Source organism: Psychrobacter sp. BF1, assembly GCF_019279065.1.
GTDB lineage: Bacteria > Pseudomonadota > Gammaproteobacteria > Pseudomonadales > Moraxellaceae > Psychrobacter > Psychrobacter urativorans.
In genome coordinates this window covers 153,202-169,389 of record NZ_JAGYWV010000005.1, presented here as the reverse complement: position 1 = coordinate 169,389, position 16,188 = coordinate 153,202, and the positions used below count along the sequence as shown (strand labels likewise).

The 16,188-nt window shown below is 41.9% G+C and carries 13 protein-coding genes and 2 tRNA genes; 6 read left to right on the top strand and 9 right to left on the bottom strand.

The window, feature by feature from the left end; all coding sequences use genetic code 11:
* Positions 1-92: 92 nt before the first annotated feature.
* The gene (gene acnA, locus KZA12_RS07945; RefSeq protein WP_218689855.1) at positions 93-2,879 is read left to right on the top strand and encodes an aconitate hydratase AcnA; all 2,787 of its coding nucleotides are present in this window, start codon (positions 93-95) and stop codon (positions 2,877-2,879) included.
* A gap of 308 nt (positions 2,880-3,187) precedes the next feature.
* Here the strand turns inward: acnA and KZA12_RS07940 are convergent, their stop codons facing one another.
* Positions 3,188-3,676 carry a hypothetical protein gene (locus KZA12_RS07940; RefSeq protein ID WP_218689854.1) on the bottom strand — a complete coding sequence of 163 codons (489 nt, stop codon included), beginning with the start codon at positions 3,674-3,676 and terminating at the stop codon, positions 3,188-3,190.
* Positions 3,677-3,846: 170 nt separating this feature from the next.
* On the opposite strand from KZA12_RS07940, the gene KZA12_RS15055 reads away from it, so the two are divergent.
* Entirely contained in the window at positions 3,847-4,302 is a 456-nt protein-coding gene (locus KZA12_RS15055; protein ID WP_218689853.1) for a DUF2809 domain-containing protein, read from the top strand.
* Here KZA12_RS15055 and KZA12_RS07930 read toward each other — a convergent pair.
* Positions 4,258-4,737, bottom strand: coding sequence for a hypothetical protein (locus KZA12_RS07930; RefSeq protein WP_218689852.1), 480 nt, complete (start codon positions 4,735-4,737; stop codon positions 4,258-4,260). The genes KZA12_RS15055 and KZA12_RS07930 overlap by 45 nt on opposite strands.
* 421 nt (positions 4,738-5,158) lie before the next feature.
* Between KZA12_RS07930 and KZA12_RS07925 the strand changes: the two genes are divergently transcribed.
* Positions 5,159-6,058, top strand: coding sequence for a DMT family transporter (locus KZA12_RS07925; RefSeq protein ID WP_218689851.1), 900 nt, complete (start codon positions 5,159-5,161; stop codon positions 6,056-6,058).
* A gap of 132 nt (positions 6,059-6,190) precedes the next feature.
* Here KZA12_RS07925 and KZA12_RS07920 read toward each other — a convergent pair whose 3' ends face one another.
* The 7 genes from KZA12_RS07920 to gltX form a co-directional block, all read right to left on the bottom strand.
* Positions 6,191-7,249 carry a hypothetical protein gene (locus KZA12_RS07920; RefSeq protein WP_218689850.1) on the bottom strand — a complete coding sequence of 353 codons (1,059 nt, stop codon included), beginning with the start codon at positions 7,247-7,249 and terminating at the stop codon, positions 6,191-6,193.
* Positions 7,250-7,882: 633 nt separating this feature from the next.
* Positions 7,883-7,958 (bottom strand) — tRNA-Glu (locus tag KZA12_RS07915).
* 150 nt (positions 7,959-8,108) lie between these two features.
* A tRNA-Ala gene (locus tag KZA12_RS07910) sits at positions 8,109-8,184 on the bottom strand.
* Between the two features lie 448 nt (positions 8,185-8,632).
* The gene (locus KZA12_RS07905) at positions 8,633-9,061 is read right to left on the bottom strand and encodes a hypothetical protein (protein ID WP_218689849.1); all 429 of its coding nucleotides are present in this window, start codon (positions 9,059-9,061) and stop codon (positions 8,633-8,635) included.
* A 92-nt stretch (positions 9,062-9,153) separates the two neighbouring features.
* Positions 9,154-9,519, bottom strand: a complete 366-nt coding sequence (locus KZA12_RS07900; protein ID WP_218689848.1) for a hypothetical protein — start codon at positions 9,517-9,519, stop codon at positions 9,154-9,156.
* Between the two features lie 110 nt (positions 9,520-9,629).
* Positions 9,630-10,148, bottom strand: a complete 519-nt coding sequence (locus KZA12_RS07895) for a hypothetical protein (protein WP_218689847.1) — start codon at positions 10,146-10,148, stop codon at positions 9,630-9,632.
* Positions 10,149-10,347: 199 nt separating this feature from the next.
* Positions 10,348-11,877, bottom strand: coding sequence for a glutamate--tRNA ligase (gene gltX / locus KZA12_RS07890; RefSeq protein ID WP_218689846.1), 1,530 nt, complete (start codon positions 11,875-11,877; stop codon positions 10,348-10,350).
* A gap of 363 nt (positions 11,878-12,240) precedes the next feature.
* On the opposite strand from gltX, the gene rsmH reads away from it, so the two are divergent.
* The 3 genes from rsmH to KZA12_RS07875 all read left to right on the top strand — a co-directional run bounded on the left by rsmH (position 12,241) and on the right by KZA12_RS07875 (position 16,127).
* A complete protein-coding gene (gene rsmH / locus KZA12_RS07885; protein ID WP_373416603.1) occupies positions 12,241-13,245 on the top strand; it encodes a 16S rRNA (cytosine(1402)-N(4))-methyltransferase RsmH in 1,005 nt (334 codons plus the stop codon).
* Positions 13,246-13,554: 309 nt separating this feature from the next.
* Positions 13,555-14,019 carry a cell division protein FtsL gene (locus tag KZA12_RS07880; RefSeq protein WP_201623355.1) on the top strand — a complete coding sequence of 155 codons (465 nt, stop codon included), beginning with the start codon at positions 13,555-13,557 and terminating at the stop codon, positions 14,017-14,019.
* Positions 14,016-16,127: a penicillin-binding protein 2 gene (locus tag KZA12_RS07875; RefSeq protein ID WP_218689844.1), complete on the top strand. Its 2,112-nt coding sequence runs from the start codon at positions 14,016-14,018 to the stop codon at positions 16,125-16,127. The genes KZA12_RS07880 and KZA12_RS07875 overlap by 4 nt, the downstream gene beginning before the upstream one ends.
* Positions 16,128-16,188: the final 61 nt, after the last annotated feature.

The following is a 16,188-nucleotide window of genomic DNA, read 5'->3' as shown; positions in this document are numbered from 1 at the left end:
AATATATAGCCACCTGTCATAACAATAAATCATAATAATCTATGCCCTAGATTCTAAAAGTTAGAAACTATAATGTAGATAAGGAAGCTACCATGAGTGATATTTTCAACGTAAAAGATACCCTTTCGGTCAATGGCAAGGAACATGCTTACTATAGTTTGCCTGCCTTGGCTAAAACCTACGAGAACATTAATAAACTGCCATTTTGTATGAAAATCGTACTAGAGAATCTATTGCGTAATGAAGATGGTGGCCAGTCTGTCGGCAAAGCTCATATTGAAGCCGTTGCTAATTGGGATGCTGGTGCTGAAGCGTCAAAAGAGATTGCCTTTATGCCGGCACGTGTAGTGTTGCAGGATTTTACTGGCGTGCCTTCTGTGGTCGATTTAGCCGCGATGCGTGATGCGATAGTTGAGCTTGGCGGCAAGGCCGAGCAAATTAATCCGTTTATCCCTAGTGAGCTGGTGGTTGACCACTCAGTACAAGTTGATGCCTATGGCCGTGAAGATGCGTTAGATCTAAACGAGAAAATCGAATTTAAACGGAACAATGAGCGTTATGAGTTTTTGCATTGGGGCAAGAACGCTTTTGAAAACTTCGTGGTCGTACCGCCAGCGACTGGTATTGTGCATCAAGTAAACCTCGAATATCTGGCCCGCGTAGTGATGGCTGTTGCTATCGATGGTGAGCTAACCGCTTATCCTGATACGGTATTTGGCACTGATAGTCATACCACTATGATTAATGGTATCGGCGTACTTGGTTGGGGCGTAGGCGGCATTGAAGCTGAAGCCGCTATGCTTGGTCAACCGTCATCGATGCTTATTCCACAAGTGGTTGGTTTTGAGCTGACAGGCAAGCTCAATGAAGGCGTCACTGCTACGGATTTGGTACTACGCGTGGTTGAGATGCTACGGGCTCATGGCGTGGTTGGCAAGTTTGTCGAGTTTTATGGTGAAGGCTTACATAGTATGCCGCTTGCGGATCGAGCCACCATTGCCAATATGGCACCAGAGTATGGCGCAACGTGCGGGATTTTCCCAATTGACAAAATGGCGATTGATTATTTACGCTTATCAGGTCGTGAAGAAGCCCAGATTGAGCTGGTTGAGGAATATGCTAAAGCGCAAGGTTTATGGCATGATGCTGATACGCCATCTGCGACCTACTCAAGCAAGTTAGAGCTAGATTTATCTTGTGTTCAGCCAGCGCTTGCTGGGCCTAATTTGCCGCAGCAGCGTATTAATCTGTCTGATATGCACGAAAAATTTGGCGAAACTTTAGCGAAAATGACTAAAGATCGTAAATCGGAAATTAAAGGCAAAGAGCGTTTTGATGAAGAGGGCGGTGAGCAAGAGCAGGCTGATAGGCTCTATGCTAAGCCAAATGTATACTCTGATGTCAATATTAATGAGGAAAGCCACCAGTTACGTGATGGCTCAGTCGTTATTGCTGCTATTACCTCTTGTACTAATACCTCAAACCCTGCGGTAATGATTGGCGCAGGCTTAGTCGCTAAAAAAGCGGCCGCAAAAGGCCTAAAAGCTAAGCCTTGGGTTAAGACCTCATTAGCCCCAGGTTCTAAAGTCGTCACTGACTACTTAGAAAAGAGCAAGCTGATGGAAGAGCTAGAAAAAACTGGTTTCTACTTAGTTGGCTACGGTTGTACCACTTGTATCGGTAACTCAGGGCCCTTACTTGAAAGTATCGAAAAAGGCATCGAAGACAAGGACTTAGTTGCCGCTGCAGTGCTCTCAGGTAACCGTAACTTTGAAGGTCGCATTCACTCGCATGTCAAGGCAAGCTACTTAGCTTCGCCGCCTTTAGTGGTAGCTTATGCGCTGGCAGGTACTGTTGATATTGACTTGACGACGCAGCCTCTAGGGCAAGATCAACAAGGCAATGACGTTTTCTTAAAAGATATTTGGCCGACATCGAACGAGATTAATGAGCTGATTGCTAATAACATCGATGCTGATATGTTCCGCAAAAACTATGGTGAAGTCTTTGACGGTAGTGAAGCATGGAATGCCATTAGTTCAGCCGATAGTCAGTTATATCCTTGGAGCGAGGAGTCGACCTATATTAAAAATCCGCCGTTCTTTGATGGGATGACTATGGAGCCAGAAGGCATCCTAGATATCGAAGGCGCCCGTATTTTAGGTCTATTTGGTGACTCAATCACTACTGACCACATCTCACCTGCTGGCAATATCAATCCGGAATCGCCTGCTGGCAAATACTTGCAAGAGCGCGGTGTGCTACAAGCCGACTTCAATAGCTATGGCTCGCGCCGTGGTAACGATGCGGTCATGACTCGTGGCACCTTTGCTAACATCCGCATCAAAAATACGATGATGGGTGGTAAAGAGGGCGGTTATACTTATTACTTCAGTGGGGATAAAGCTACGTTACAAGACGGTCAAGAGATGGCCATCTATGATGCAGCGATGAAGTATAAACAAGATAAGCGTCCGCTGGTAGTGCTTGGCGGAGCAGAATATGGCTCTGGCTCTAGTCGTGATTGGGCAGCCAAAGGAACTATTCTACTAGGCGTAAAAGCAGTATTGACTAGCTCGTTTGAGCGTATTCACCGTTCAAACTTAGTCGGTATGGGTGTGTTGCCCTTGACCTTTAAGGAAGGCGAGAATGCAGCAACTCACAACCTTGATGGTTCAGAAGTGCTTAGCATTACTGGTCTAAATAATGGAGAGAGCAAGACGGCAAAAGTTACTGCCACTCGTGCTGATGGTTCGACTGAGAGCTTTGATGTCAACGTCATGCTACAGACGCCAAAAGAGCGCGAATACGTCCGTCATGGCGGGGTGTTGCACTATGTGCTACGTCAGTTAGCTGCCGAGAGTAAAAACGCGGCTTAATAGTTAATTCAGCTTAGTATGATAGAAAGCCCAGTCCCAGTCAAAGTAGGGGATTGGGCTTTTTTATGGCATGACCTTTACTAGTTGCCTTCAAGGGGTAGCTAATCGCACCTTTTGCTTGTCTGTGTATACCTGATAGGGGCCAAAGTATGCATTACTCATTAGGTTGGACACAGCTTGCGACCACCATCGGCTTACTATGCAATAACTATAGTTTGTAGCAATAAATAATTTTTTGAATACTTCGGTGCGCGGGTTGCACCCTACACCTTACTATCGAATGGTATTTAAACATTCAGCTTTTATTCTCAGCGAAAATTCTCGTTCCAGCTCTCATTAAAGATCTTATTTAAAAACTTTTCTTTATCAAGACTGCCGTCACTATTTATGCAACACTTATCAGCAAAAACATAATTCATCCAATTGATATCGGGAGACAGCTCATTAATCTCATTTACCATATCAACTTCACTAGCGTTAGAGAAATCTCTAGCGATCAGCTGTTCAACGAGCTTTATAATTAGAGTCTTGGTTTTATACTCAGAAGAATTTGGGTACTCAGCAATCTTCTTAAACAACTTGTCATAATTTAGGCTGACCTTTTTATTTTCGTCTTCGTCTTCATTTTCGTTGTCATTTAAATAGTCGTTACTCCAAAAGATATAGTCACTCCAAAAAGGGTCGGGAGATAACTTATCGACTTCAGCATTTATTTCTTCTTGCCTTGACTCTGAGTTTGCAGTGGTGAGTAACTCTTCAAGTAATATTGTAAGTCTTTTTTTAGTTTCATCGTTCATTGTGAACTCCTATTATTGCTTACTTGCGTCGATGGTTGTGCTGATTGAAGTGCTTATTCTGCTGGCATTTATTGAACTATTTTTAATGGTTTTAAACCGTATCTTAGTAAATAATCCTTCGATACTCTATGATAAATCCATGATTTCTTTGTTACGCTTAAGGCATATTAATGGCCATCTGCGGAGCAACAGCCTTGTCAAAAATACCTAGATTTCGTTTGCATGTTGGCTATTTGCTGTCAGCTATAGTTCTATTTTTGCTCGAAATAGTGATAGCTAACTATAGCACTGGATGGGTGAGAAGTTATTTTGGTGATATTTTAGTCATCATGCTGATATATAGTGCCCTAATGACTGTTGTTAAGCTAAATAAGCAGTTAGTGGTTTTGTTTACCCTTATATTTGCCTTTAGCGTCGAGTTTAGCCAGTATTTTAAACTGGCAGAGTTACTCGGTTTTAAACAAGGAGGTGTGGCCTATACGCTATTAGGCAATACTTTTAGCATAGAAGACTTAGGGTGCTATCTGATCGGAGGTATTATAATTTTGCTATTTGAAACTGTTTTTGTAAAAAGCACTGCTTTAGCTAGTAGTACTAATCGCCTTTTTACAAGTTTCCGTAGTTAAAGTCACATCTGCAATAGCTTTGTCGTCTATATCACGATAAGAATAAACCAGTTTATGGTTATTTGCTTGCATATACTTAGCAGGATAAAAGGATTTTATACATAAATTCTTTAGGTTGTCGGTTGAGGATAGCCATTGTTTCATTTCTGCTAATTCATCGGCAGGCAAGGCGAGCGTTAGACGGTAATCAAATCGACTATAGAAAGGGGTAGTCACTACAGCCGTATTTTCGACCAAAATATTGACTTTAATTGGTAAGGTACTAGCGAAATTATCTTCTGCAGTTTTAAAGAAATCGTTAACCAAAGTCATGTCTTTATAAACGTAATTGGCATCAACAGCATTTATCCTAACTAAGCCTTGATCAAAAGCTGAATCGGCGAATACTTGGCTAGACAGAAGCAGTCCTATCGTTATCACTAAGACTTTATTCATATAAACCTCGCTATAAATTTGCAATAAAGTAAGCATCGACAGTAATAATGCTATAAATCCATGCTGATAAATACTTGGTTTTGTAAAAATGCTGCTAGCAGAGGGGCAAATACTAACGTGGCTAGAGTCATTCACGTAGCTAAAATAGCTAAGTGCTTTTTTAAAATGACCATCTAAATGAATAGCTTGAACTTAGTGTTCTTGTCAGCTGTTTCATAGTGTTAGCAGATCAAACAATTAGGCGCGATGCCAGCATAAATAGTTCAATTAAATTTAATCACGGATCAGAGGAGCGGCTGACTTTCTATACATAAATAACAACACCTCAATTGCCGTTAAAACGTTATCATCATCGTATTTCTATAAACTAGCAGATAACAGCCAAACCGCTATCGTGCTAACTGTCTAAGTTGAGTGAGCAATGAGCAGACGCGACCTGATTATATTTTTAACTCTGTCCTTTATGTGGTCGATATCCTTTATATTTTATCGAATAGGTGTCCCTGAATTTGGCTCGTTGGCTTTTGCCGGTCTACGAGTAATATTTGCAGGGCTAGTGATGATAGTATTTTTATTCCTGAGTCCAAAAGATCGAATAGGTATCCGCAAAAAGTGGAAGGTGCTTACCATTGTAGGTCTATTCTCTGCGGCTATCCCCTTTATGCTGTTCTCTTTTTCAGCCCAATCAGTGAACGCAGGGGTATTAGCGGTACTCAATGCTGCTGTACCGATGATGAGCGGCTTTATTGCGAGTACTTTTTTTAATGAGAAGCTGGCTAAAAAGCAAATATTAGGGCTAATTATTGGGGTTATAGGTGTAGTGATTTTGATGAGTGAGAATCTATTTGCTGAGCAAGGAGCAAATGGCTTAGGCTCAAAACTGCTACCGATGGGCTATGCTTTATTAGGTGCAGTAGGCTACGCAGTAGGAGCCAACGTCACTAGAAATTACTTAGAGGATATCTCACCAGTAGCTATCACCGCAGGGTCGTTAATTATTGCCAGCTTAGTGATGCTACCCGTAGCTATTTACAACTTTCCCTATGGGGCAAGTATTAGCTTAAAAGCGTGGGGTTCAGTGATTTGTATTGGCGTATTTTCTACCGCAATTGCGCTGGTATTTATGAACCAGCTTATTAAAAGTATCGGCCCAATGCGTGCTACTAGCATTACGTTAGTGATTCCTATTTTTGCCATTATCTTAGGTTATTTTCTACTAGGTGAAGCACTAGATATTGGCGCTATTATTGGTTCAGTAGTGATATTGATTGGTACTTATTTGTCGCTTAACTTATCTTTTAACAGTTTGGCTAAGTCGTAATTTGGCTTAAGCTAATAGAAAAAGCCCGATCATAATGATCGGGCTTTTTAAATGCTTTGACTCTAATCATTGCGTTCTAACATAAGTAATTTAATTAATATAAGCTTTCTATATTAAGTTTTTTACTACTGCTTAACGAATGTTATCACCATAAGTTATGATTGGTTTAGCTAAACGATAGTTAGCAGCTGCACTTTTGGCACCCATAGTAGCGGCGATAAAAGTAAGTAGAGCACTGATTAACCAGAATAAACCACTATATAAAGCTGCTTTACGAGCAACTTCTTCAGCTTGTTGTAAGCCGTTATCTAAAGTTTGCTGAGCTTCAGCAACATACTGCTCAGTTTTAACTTTATATTCAGTGAATGACTGTTGAACTTCAGTACGAACTTCAGTTGCTTGCGCTTCAGTTAGGCCTTCAGCTTGCAGACGGTTCACTAATTCAGGACCTTTTAGCGTAGCTTCGATTGATGCCATACGGTTTTTAGCATAGTCATCAATGTTGCGCCAAGTATCGACACTAGTGAAGTCCATCTCTTTAACTTCGTTCTTAGTCTTGTTCAGCATATCGTCTAATACATTAGTCGTTGCTGCAATTTGTTTCTCATTCAAGTTTTGAGTATTTTTAGCAACCAAAGCATTGATATCTTCTTTGCTAATATTACCAGATACTTTTTGGTAAACGTCTTGCGCTGACTGTTGTACTTTTTCTACAGTACTATCAGGTGCTGCAACGGCTGCAGTACCAGCTGCTGATGTACCAGCGGCTACTACGCCACCTGCAGTTTTAGCAACTGTGCTCACAGTACTACCTACTGCATTACCAGCTGTAGCTAAAATACTAGTAGCGCTACTCATGGCAAAGAAAGTAGTTAGCAGCACGATTAGGGCTGCAGTAAGCATACCTGTCAAGCTAGCATCTTTAGGATCGATATCAGTACCATCACCGAATAGAGCTTCTGGAGCTGAGAATTTGATAGCAAAATAACCCGCTACAAAAGCGCTAACTAAAGCAGTAATTGCAGCATAAATACCACCAGCAATACTACTGCCCTTTAAATCAAAAGGTAAAAATGAGCTTAGAACTAAAGCTAAGGCAATCATTGCCATAACCACTATCAAGCCCATTACCAGACCAGCAATTACACCGCGCCATGATGGGCGACGTTGTGGTGAGTAAGTTTGTATCATAGATGTTCCTCAGTGTTATATAAATAGTATGAAATGATAGGGATCTATTCCCATATTTACATACGTTAAAATGATTATTTTAATTCATTCATTTCAGCATATTAACAACAATAGTCTGCTGTACGAATATTCGCTAATAATAGTCAATAATGTGAATTATTAATAACACTGTTAAGTAGAGAAACACTAGTTTTGTGTATATAGCAGTAAGTTTGTGTGACAAATTAGAGTTAATGTAAAGTTATGTGGGTACTAAGTTAAATTCGTTAACTATATGATATTTATGATTTTAAGCTATCTCACTCAAACCCCGAAAAACTTGCTACATCACTAATAAAAAAGCTCATGGACAATAGAGGTGAATAAGCTTTTTTTATGTCCTAACTGCTAGTATTGTAAGCACAGCCAATAAGTCCTCCTCGATGTATTAAGAGGTATCCTTAGCTTGTAAGCTTACGATTGTTTGCTAGTAACAATACTACGATTAACGCTAGTTAGTACTGATAAATAGACAGCAAAAAAAAGCCCAATCACTAAGTAGTGATTGAGCTTTTTAGAAGTGCTACTTATTAGTCTAATCTAATGCTAAGAAAACAGCTCTAAGCAAAAGTGCTAATAAGCGACGCCGAATAGTGGCGTCCCCAGGGGGATTCGAACCCCCGTTACCGCCGTGAAAGGGCGGTGTCCTAGGCCTCTAGACGATGGGGACGCATAGAGTGTTATAGCGGCTATTTTTCAATAATGCTACAACGGTACTTCACAATATCAGAGTGCTTATCTATGAATAGAAAAAGCCTTGCCTAGGTGCTGATACTGTCCTACTAGCGATATTTATGTAGTCGAGACTAAGATAAATAGATGGTGGAGCTAAACGGAGTCGAACCGTTGACCCCTTGCATGCCATGCAAGTGCTCTACCAACTGAGCTATAGCCCCTCGCTAAGAGTGTGCGTATTTTAGGGAATCACAGAGATGTTGTCAACACCTATTTGAAGATTAATTGATAAATAGTGAAATAAAAGTGAAGAAAGCAGTTTTTAGTAGCTTAACTACAGCATAAGGCTGGATTTTAAACCAATATCTATCCTCTTGCAACATTTGCAGTGTTTAGCTAATCATCAATGTGGCCATCTAGCCTAATGATCTGAGTCTAAAATCTCTAATCCTCAGTTAATAATTCATTTAATAGTGCTTTGGCAAGATTCTGTTATGAAATAGACCGTATGCTCTCGTTATTTCAGTGTTATTAGCAATTATTAGCAATTATTAGTAAGCTCAGTGCATTTTTTAGCACAAAAATTATCTAATGGTTGTTCCTCTATCCCGATAAGCAAGTCTTGCTATCGTCTTAACGGCATTGATTACGGCATTGATTACGGTATGACTATTTAGCTTGAGTATGCTTTTGCAGGAATTCAGGGATATCGTTAGCTTCTCTTGTACCTCTAGCCAACCACTCAGCTTGCCATTCTGTAATTCTCTCGCCTTTGTGGTGGAGGTAGACCCCTCGTGAGGGCTGATCGACCCATTCAAGCTGTCTGACTAAGGCCACGGGTGTCTCTGCGTTTTGAATACTAGCAGCGAATGCTAAAGCTTGCTGATAGGTGGCAAAGGCACGGTAATAAGCATGGTAATTGCTATTGCTAGCGTTATTTTGCTTATAGTCATCAGTATCTATAACTTCTGTAATGCTATTAGAACAGCACCAAACCCTATACTCTAAGACTTCATCAAAGAAATAACCACCGCCCGAATCAGCATACTCATCGTATTCTCCGACTAGACTAGGGTCTATAGCTGCTGGATAGGGCATGAGTAATCTCTCAGTGTGTAGTTATAAAAAAAACGTTGAATATTGTTTGACGATGAAGTGCCAAGAAAAATACCTAGCTTAATAATTGCAAATTAACGTGGATTTTGCTTGATAGCGATCTCTTTAATGGCTTTATCAGTAAAAAATTCTTCTTCGGTATTATCTGAGAAAATAATGGCACAACATTCAGTGGGAATATATTGCCCAGCATTTTGTCGTACTGTGCTTATACCTTTGAAGCCAACTATGTCAGATTCTTTTAATCGATCTACATCATGATTGGTATAGTTACAGTAGGCGGTATATATCCACTTTAAGTCTTCAAAGTCTTGACCTGTTGTGAGGATTAGCTTGGCATCGTATAGCTCTTTGACGATTGCATCATAGTATTTTTGCGCTTCTTTTAGGGTGTTAAAGACATAATCTTTGCTTTCTATGGTAACGGTTTTGGCGCTCATGTAAGCCTCTAATGAATAAGGAAATGTGCTAGATTGATAAATGTACAATCTAACTGGTTTATGAGTTCTTGTATCAAGGCGTTGCAGGTTCTAACTATCTGCTCTGTTTTTTAAATCGCATTGCCACCAGCACTATTCCAAGCTTTGGTGAAACCAATTACTGGAAAGTATAGTGTTTCGTTATCATATTGAATTTCGATAGGTGAAGTAGCGACCTTAAAAATATTTATGACATAGCTCTCACCACGATCTGTTTCTGGCGTTAACTCGTAGTAGTATTTATCTGCATTCGCAAATTTTTTGCACCACCGTAGCATCTTAACTGCTTGTCCATTGAATACTATTGTTGTGCTGTCAGGAGTAGAGGTCTTATATTTACAAGAATTAATGTCTTCAATATATAAGTCATTAAAATAAAGTCTTTGATTTCCTGACTTTGAATGGTTAATACTTGCTTCAAAAATTTTAATTTCTTCACTATATTCTTTACTATACGCAACTCCTGCACTTCCATCGTTGTTCTTCGTCCATGGTACAGTCGTTTGATAATCAATTGCATGAACATTTGTGAAAAAAAGACTTCCTAAAAGTAAAGACATTAATAATTTCATAAATTTCAAAGTTGTCATCTCCGAATCAATCAAAAAAAAGTTAAGCTAAACTTATAGTCTACAACATTTCACTTTTAATAAGAGACTCAACTTTTAAAAACGAAAAAGGCACGGGCTTTGCTCCCACAAAACTCATGCCTTTTTTGTATTAAATAATTTTTCTGATTATAAACTTATTGCTGGGTTAGAAACCCAGCCTACAAACTAGCGAAATACTTTACTCACCAGCCAAAAAATCAGGTAAGTCCGCAGCTGTTTTCTCAAGCTTTTTCAATTTTTTCTTACCTAGACCGCCAAGGGTATCTACCGCATGACGCAGACGTATTAACGTCATATCAGCACCAATGATCCACATAGAGTTCATCACTGGAGTCGATGAGGTGCTACCAGCAATAGCGATAAAGAACGGAGCGATAAAGTCACGCATTTTGATATCTAGCGCTGCCGAGAGGCCTTTGATAGTAGCGTAGATATTGTCTTCAGACCAAGTAGGCAAGGCTTCAAGCTGCCATATTGCTAGCTGTAGCAATTCTATAACTTGCTCATCGGAAAGCGTCTTATGGCTGAAGTCTTCGGCTTTGATCGCCGGTAAGTTTTGGAAGTAGAAGCCACCCCAATTGACAGCATCAGAAAGCAGCTCAATACGAGGTTGAATAGCAGCTGCCATAGCAGTAAGTTTGTCGCTATTATTAGCCCAATCAAGGATTCTGTTCTTCAGCTCCTCTGGCGTTAGCGCCCGTAGCCACTCAGCATTGAGCCAATTAAGTTTTTCGATATCGAAGATAGGGCCGCCAAGCGAGACACGTTGAATATCGAAGCTGGCTATCATTTCTTCTAAACTGAATTTCTCAGCTTCATTCGGCATTGAGTAACCCATACGGCCGAGGTAGTTTAGCAAAGCTTCAGGTAATACCCCAGCATCACGATAGTAAGTGATAGAGGTTGGGTTTTTACGCTTTGACAATTTTGACTTATCAGGGTTACGTAACAACGGCATGTGGCAGAGTACTGGCATCTCCCAACCAAAGTATTCATACAGCAGCTGATGCTTTGGCGCAGAGTTTAGCCACTCTTCACCACGCATGACATGGCTGATTTCCATTAGATGGTCATCGACGACGTTAGCTAAATGGTAAGTAGGTAAGCCGTCAGTCTTTAGTAGCACTTGCATATCGACTTGTGCCCAAGGGATTTCAACAGTACCCCGTAGCATATCGTCAACTTTACAAACCCCTTCGCTCGGAACCCGCATACGGATTACAAACGGCTTGCCATCGCTTACCATCTGATCAGATTCTGCACGTGACAAATCAGCATAACGACCGTCATAGCGGGGCGACTCACCTCTAGCCATTTGTTCGCTACGCATTACATCAAGCTCTTCACTAGTACAAAAACAACGGAAAGCATGATCGTTATCAAGCAGCTGCTGGGCATGTCGTTTATAGATATCGGCACGCTCGCTCTGACGATATGGGGCATGTGGCCCACCAACATCAGGGCCTTCCGCCCAATCAAGACCTACCCAACGCAGGGCGTCCAAAATCATTTGTTCAGACTGCTCAGTAGAGCGAACTTGGTCAGTATCTTCGATACGTAGAATAAACTCGCCGCCATGAGCTTTAGCAAAGGCTAAATTAAATAGTGCAATATAAGCGGTGCCGACATGCGGAAAGCCAGTAGGAGAAGGAGCAATTCGGGTACGTACAGGGCGGTTGGAGGTGGCAGTAGGATTAGCTTGGGTCATGATGGCCTCAGATGTATTATTATAAATAAAAGAATATCGCTGAAAGAATTTTATTGCAGCAAGCGAATAGCGTAAAATATCGCTCTAGTATAACAGACAGATATAATATTTTTTTCGAAAACAATAGATGGCGCTTGACTACCAGTGTATCCTTGCGATAATAACACTAGGCAATTCTTAAGCCATTTATTTCTATCTAATTTTTACTATTAATGGCCTCATTGGTCGTCATTTATTGAGTTATTTGTGTCATTATCTAAGTCTCAGCTAGACCCTAAGTTACCTCCTTCATCAGCCACTGATGTCTTGGATTCGTCGACCACGACTATTGCACCGACAGCTGATATAGCTGCGCTGGATAATTTGTCGTCGGCTAATACAGTAACGCCCGATGAATTAAGCTTTAATCATGATGCGGTATTATTATCAGAAGCTGTAGCGGCAGTATTAGGGGTCAAGTCTTTACCCGAAGACAGCCTGCAAGCTACTGGTATCTATGTCGATGCGACTTTTGGCCGTGGTGGTCATAGTCGATTGTTATTGAGCCAACTGGCAGATGATGCGCGGCTGATTGTCTTTGACAAAGACCCGACCGCTATTAGCGTGGCGCAAGCGTTGGCGAGTGAGGATAGCCGAGTAACGGTTATTCACGACAGCTTTGCCAGCTTAACCACCAGCTTAGCCACTCTGGGTATCAGCCAAGTGGATGGGCTGATGGCCGATTTAGGCGTATCCTCACCACAAATTGATGATGGTAGTCGCGGCTTTAGCTTTATGCGTGATGGCGCAGTCGATATGCGCATGGACACGAGCCGTGGTCAGCCAGTTTCAGCATGGCTGGCAGATGTCGATGATGAGACTTTAGCCAATGTGCTTTTTGAGTTCGGTGAAGAGCGTCACAGTCGCCGTATTGCGCGTGCGATCAAGGAGATGGACAGTTATACTTCTACCTTGGCGCTGGCTGAGACCATAAAAGTGGCGCATCCTAACTGGCAACGTGGCAAGCACCCAGCGACTCAAAGCTTTCAGGCGATGCGGATATTCATTAACAACGAGCTTGGTGATGTTGATAGCTTTTTGCAACAAAGTATTGCAGTGGTCAAAGCGGGTGGACAGCTGGCAGTGATTAGTTTTCACTCGCTTGAAGATCGCCGTATCAAGCAGTTTTTGCAGCGTCATAGTAAAGGTCAGTATCCCGAGGATGAGCAATTACCCATAAGGCCTGATCGCCCCCGTTATTTTAGTAAGCCAAGACGTGTTGGCCCCAGTAAAGCTGAAGTGGCTGCTAATCCACGTTCGCGCAGTGCTTGGTTACGTGCAGCTACTCGTACTGACACCGTCGCCAATCCTACAGAAGATAAGCAGTAACTAGCAAAGGGTAGTGAGTAATAGTCAGCTAGTGATTAGCAATTAGGCAGTGATTGATTATGAATGACTACGCTACTGTTAAAAAGCTGTAAATATTGGCTGCTAGGCTTTGAGCGGGTTGGTTTTAGGTTTTACTCAGTAATGGTTATGAAATTGTTATTAACAATGAAGATAAATTGTATAGATATAAATACTCTTTATCATCGGTGTGATGACTGACATTTTTATTATTGCGACTGTCTATAACAATAATTGTTATAGCCAGTCGCAATAATCTTTTATATTTAAGTTCACTTTTTTGAGATCGTCATGGCACTATCGGGTAAACCTAGCAACCAACACAAGGCCGCTGCAGCGGCAACGACTGATGTCGGCGAAATATTCGCGCAGCGCTTTAACGTGGTCAGTATTTATGTGGTGTTGCTGCTATTATTGGCAACGAGCATCGTCTGGAGCGGTATAAAAACTGCCGAGGGGATTCAACAATATCATCAGGATTACAAAACCTTGCAAGATATGAAAAAGCAACAACGCAAACTACAAGTTGAGCATCAGCGCTTGCTCATTGAACAGCAAACCTTTAGTGCGACGCCGCAGATTGCTAGTCGTGCGGTTTCCGAACTTAATATGTACACCCCAACCCTTAAAGACAAGCTCATTATCCAGTTAGGTGCTCCAGTAGCAACGGCCGAACCTAAAGCCAGTGCCCCTGTAGATACAAGCACAAAAGCTAGTACTACTGATGATGCTGCAGTAGCGGAGGTCGCTCAATGAGTGATAAAACACCCAAAACTGGCAAAGCATCTAGCAGCAAAGCTACCGCTGGCAAAGTCATCAAACCTTTGCGCCGTGCTAGTAGTGCTAAAGCTGATAATAGCACTGGAAATAAAGCCTCGGCCTCCAAAAGCACGGCTAAAACTAACTTAAAAAATCGCTCTGCTAAACTAAACAGCCGTCTAAAAAACGATAGTACAGCGGGCGCTTATACTAGTGTTAAGAACCGTAAAAAAATTGCTTTTAATAAAGCCTCTGGTGCCTCGTCACGTGGTGGTTTTGAGAGTGATAAAAACCGTTTTCGCACTATCTGGGGCATTGCGCTATTCGTCTTAGTTGCGCTAGTAGGCCGTGCCTATTATTTACAAGTCGCTAACGCTCAGTTTTATCAAGATAAAGGTAATGAGCTGATCACTAGTGTGCGTACGCAAAAGTCTTACCGTGGCATGATTACTGATCGTAATAATTTGCCACTGGCGGTTAGCGCTCCTTTAGCTACGGTCTCTTTTAGCCCGCATGATTATGCACAAGAGTACTATGAGCTAAAACGCATTATCATTGAAAATAACGATCATCCACAGATGCAAGCTCGCATGCAAAAGCGTCTAGACAATATGGATTTAACACCGCTAGCGGTCGCTGCTAATATTCCATTAGAACAGCTGAAAAAGTCGGCTGCTATTGATGCCAGCGTTGATGCGACCGACGCTGCGGCGGTAAAGGCAGCTTTACCTTCAGGGGCAGGTTCGCATTATTTACCGCTACTCAATAAAGTCACTCCTGAAATTGCGCAGAGCGTTACTAGCCTCGACTTCCCTGGAGTATACGAGAAGAACTTCTTCCAGCGTTATTACCCACAGCCGCAACCCAATTCGCAGCTGTTAGGCTTTATGGGGCAAAATGTCGATGACCCTGAAGGCGGTTATGAGGGTAGAGCAGGTATTGAGCGTCAATACGACAGCATGCTAGCGGGCAAGGATGGCAAGGTGTTGATCCTAAAAGATGCCAAACAAAACAGTTTAAGAGAGCTTAAGCAAATTGAGCCTGAAGTACCGGGACAAGATGTAGCTTTGACTATCGATTCGCGTTTACAGTATTTGCTTTACAAAGAGCTAGAAAAAGCTGGACGCTTGCAACAAGCTCGGTGGTCGACCGGTATGATAGTGGATGTGCAGACTGGCGAGGTATTGGCTTTATCGACATGGCCGTCGTTTAACTCTAACAACCTTAACGAGATGACTGGCGAGAATCAGCGTAACCGAGCGTTACTCGATGTCTTTGAACCCGGTTCAGTAATGAAGCCCTTTACCGTTGCTGCCGCTTTAGATTCAGGCAAATATACGGCCAGCTCTCTTATTGATACTAACCCTGGCTCCATCCGAGTCCCAGGCTACACGATCCGCGATCATAACAATTTGGGTACCATAAACATGGCTACCTTATTGCAAAAATCAAGTAACGTGGCCTCTACTAAAATAGCTCTATCTTTACCTGCAGATGCCATAACTAATATGCAGCATCAGTTTGGCTTTGGTGCAAAGACCCCCCTACAGTTTCCAGGGGAAGGCGCTGGTTCGGTGACTACGCCAAAAGAAAACGAAATCGCTCGCCGTGCTACTGTCAGTTATGGTTATGGCCTGCAAGTAACTTTGGCACAAGTAGCCCAAGCCTATGCTGCTTTGGCTTCAGGTGGCATAATGCATCCGCTAACCTTGAGCAAAAATACTACCCCATTGCCTAGTAAACGTATTATGGAACGTGAACAAGCGATGGACATCGTAAAAATGCTAGAGGCGGTCACTGAAATAGGTGGTACAGCAAAAGCGGCGGCTATTGATGGTTATCGAGTAGCGGGTAAAACAGGTACTTCACGACGTATCAATCCTGATGGTGGTTATTATACAGATCAGTACCGTAACGTCTTTGCTGGTATGGCTCCAGCTTCTAATCCGAAGCTAGTAGGGGTAATCTTAATCGAAGATCCACGCGGTCAGATTTATGCCGGTTTAACCGCAGCACCAGTATTTCACAATGTAATGAAAGAGGCGCTGCGTCTGTACAATGTACCTCTAGATAAACCTTTGGAGACTAAGGAAGTCAGTAACTAACTAACTGGCTTCGCTAAAAGCAGGTTAAAGCAAATATAGCCTTATATTAGGTTGCTGGGTT

Excerpts from the sequence above, each read along its gene's own strand:
- acnA (WP_218689855.1), top strand. The coding sequence starts at position 93 with ATGAGTGATATTTTCAACGTAAAAGATACCCTTTCGGTCAATGGCAAG.
- KZA12_RS07875 (WP_218689844.1), top strand. The coding sequence starts at position 14,016 with ATGAGTGATAAAACACCCAAAACTGGCAAAGCATCTAGCAGCAAAGCT.
- KZA12_RS07940 (WP_218689854.1), bottom strand. The coding sequence starts at position 3,676 with ATGAACGATGAAACTAAAAAAAGACTTACAATATTACTTGAAGAGTTA.
- KZA12_RS07900 (WP_218689848.1), bottom strand. The coding sequence starts at position 9,519 with ATGAGCGCCAAAACCGTTACCATAGAAAGCAAAGATTATGTCTTTAAC.
- gltX (WP_218689846.1), bottom strand. The coding sequence starts at position 11,877 with ATGACCCAAGCTAATCCTACTGCCACCTCCAACCGCCCTGTACGTACC.
- KZA12_RS07880 (WP_201623355.1), top strand. The coding sequence starts at position 13,555 with ATGGCACTATCGGGTAAACCTAGCAACCAACACAAGGCCGCTGCAGCG.
- KZA12_RS07930 (WP_218689852.1), bottom strand. The coding sequence starts at position 4,737 with ATGAATAAAGTCTTAGTGATAACGATAGGACTGCTTCTGTCTAGCCAA.
- KZA12_RS07925 (WP_218689851.1), top strand. The coding sequence starts at position 5,159 with ATGAGCAGACGCGACCTGATTATATTTTTAACTCTGTCCTTTATGTGG.
- KZA12_RS07920 (WP_218689850.1), bottom strand. The coding sequence starts at position 7,249 with ATGATACAAACTTACTCACCACAACGTCGCCCATCATGGCGCGGTGTA.
- KZA12_RS07905 (WP_218689849.1), bottom strand. The coding sequence starts at position 9,061 with ATGCCCTATCCAGCAGCTATAGACCCTAGTCTAGTCGGAGAATACGAT.
- KZA12_RS07895 (WP_218689847.1), bottom strand. The coding sequence starts at position 10,148 with ATGACAACTTTGAAATTTATGAAATTATTAATGTCTTTACTTTTAGGA.
- KZA12_RS15055 (WP_218689853.1), top strand. The coding sequence starts at position 3,847 with ATGGCCATCTGCGGAGCAACAGCCTTGTCAAAAATACCTAGATTTCGT.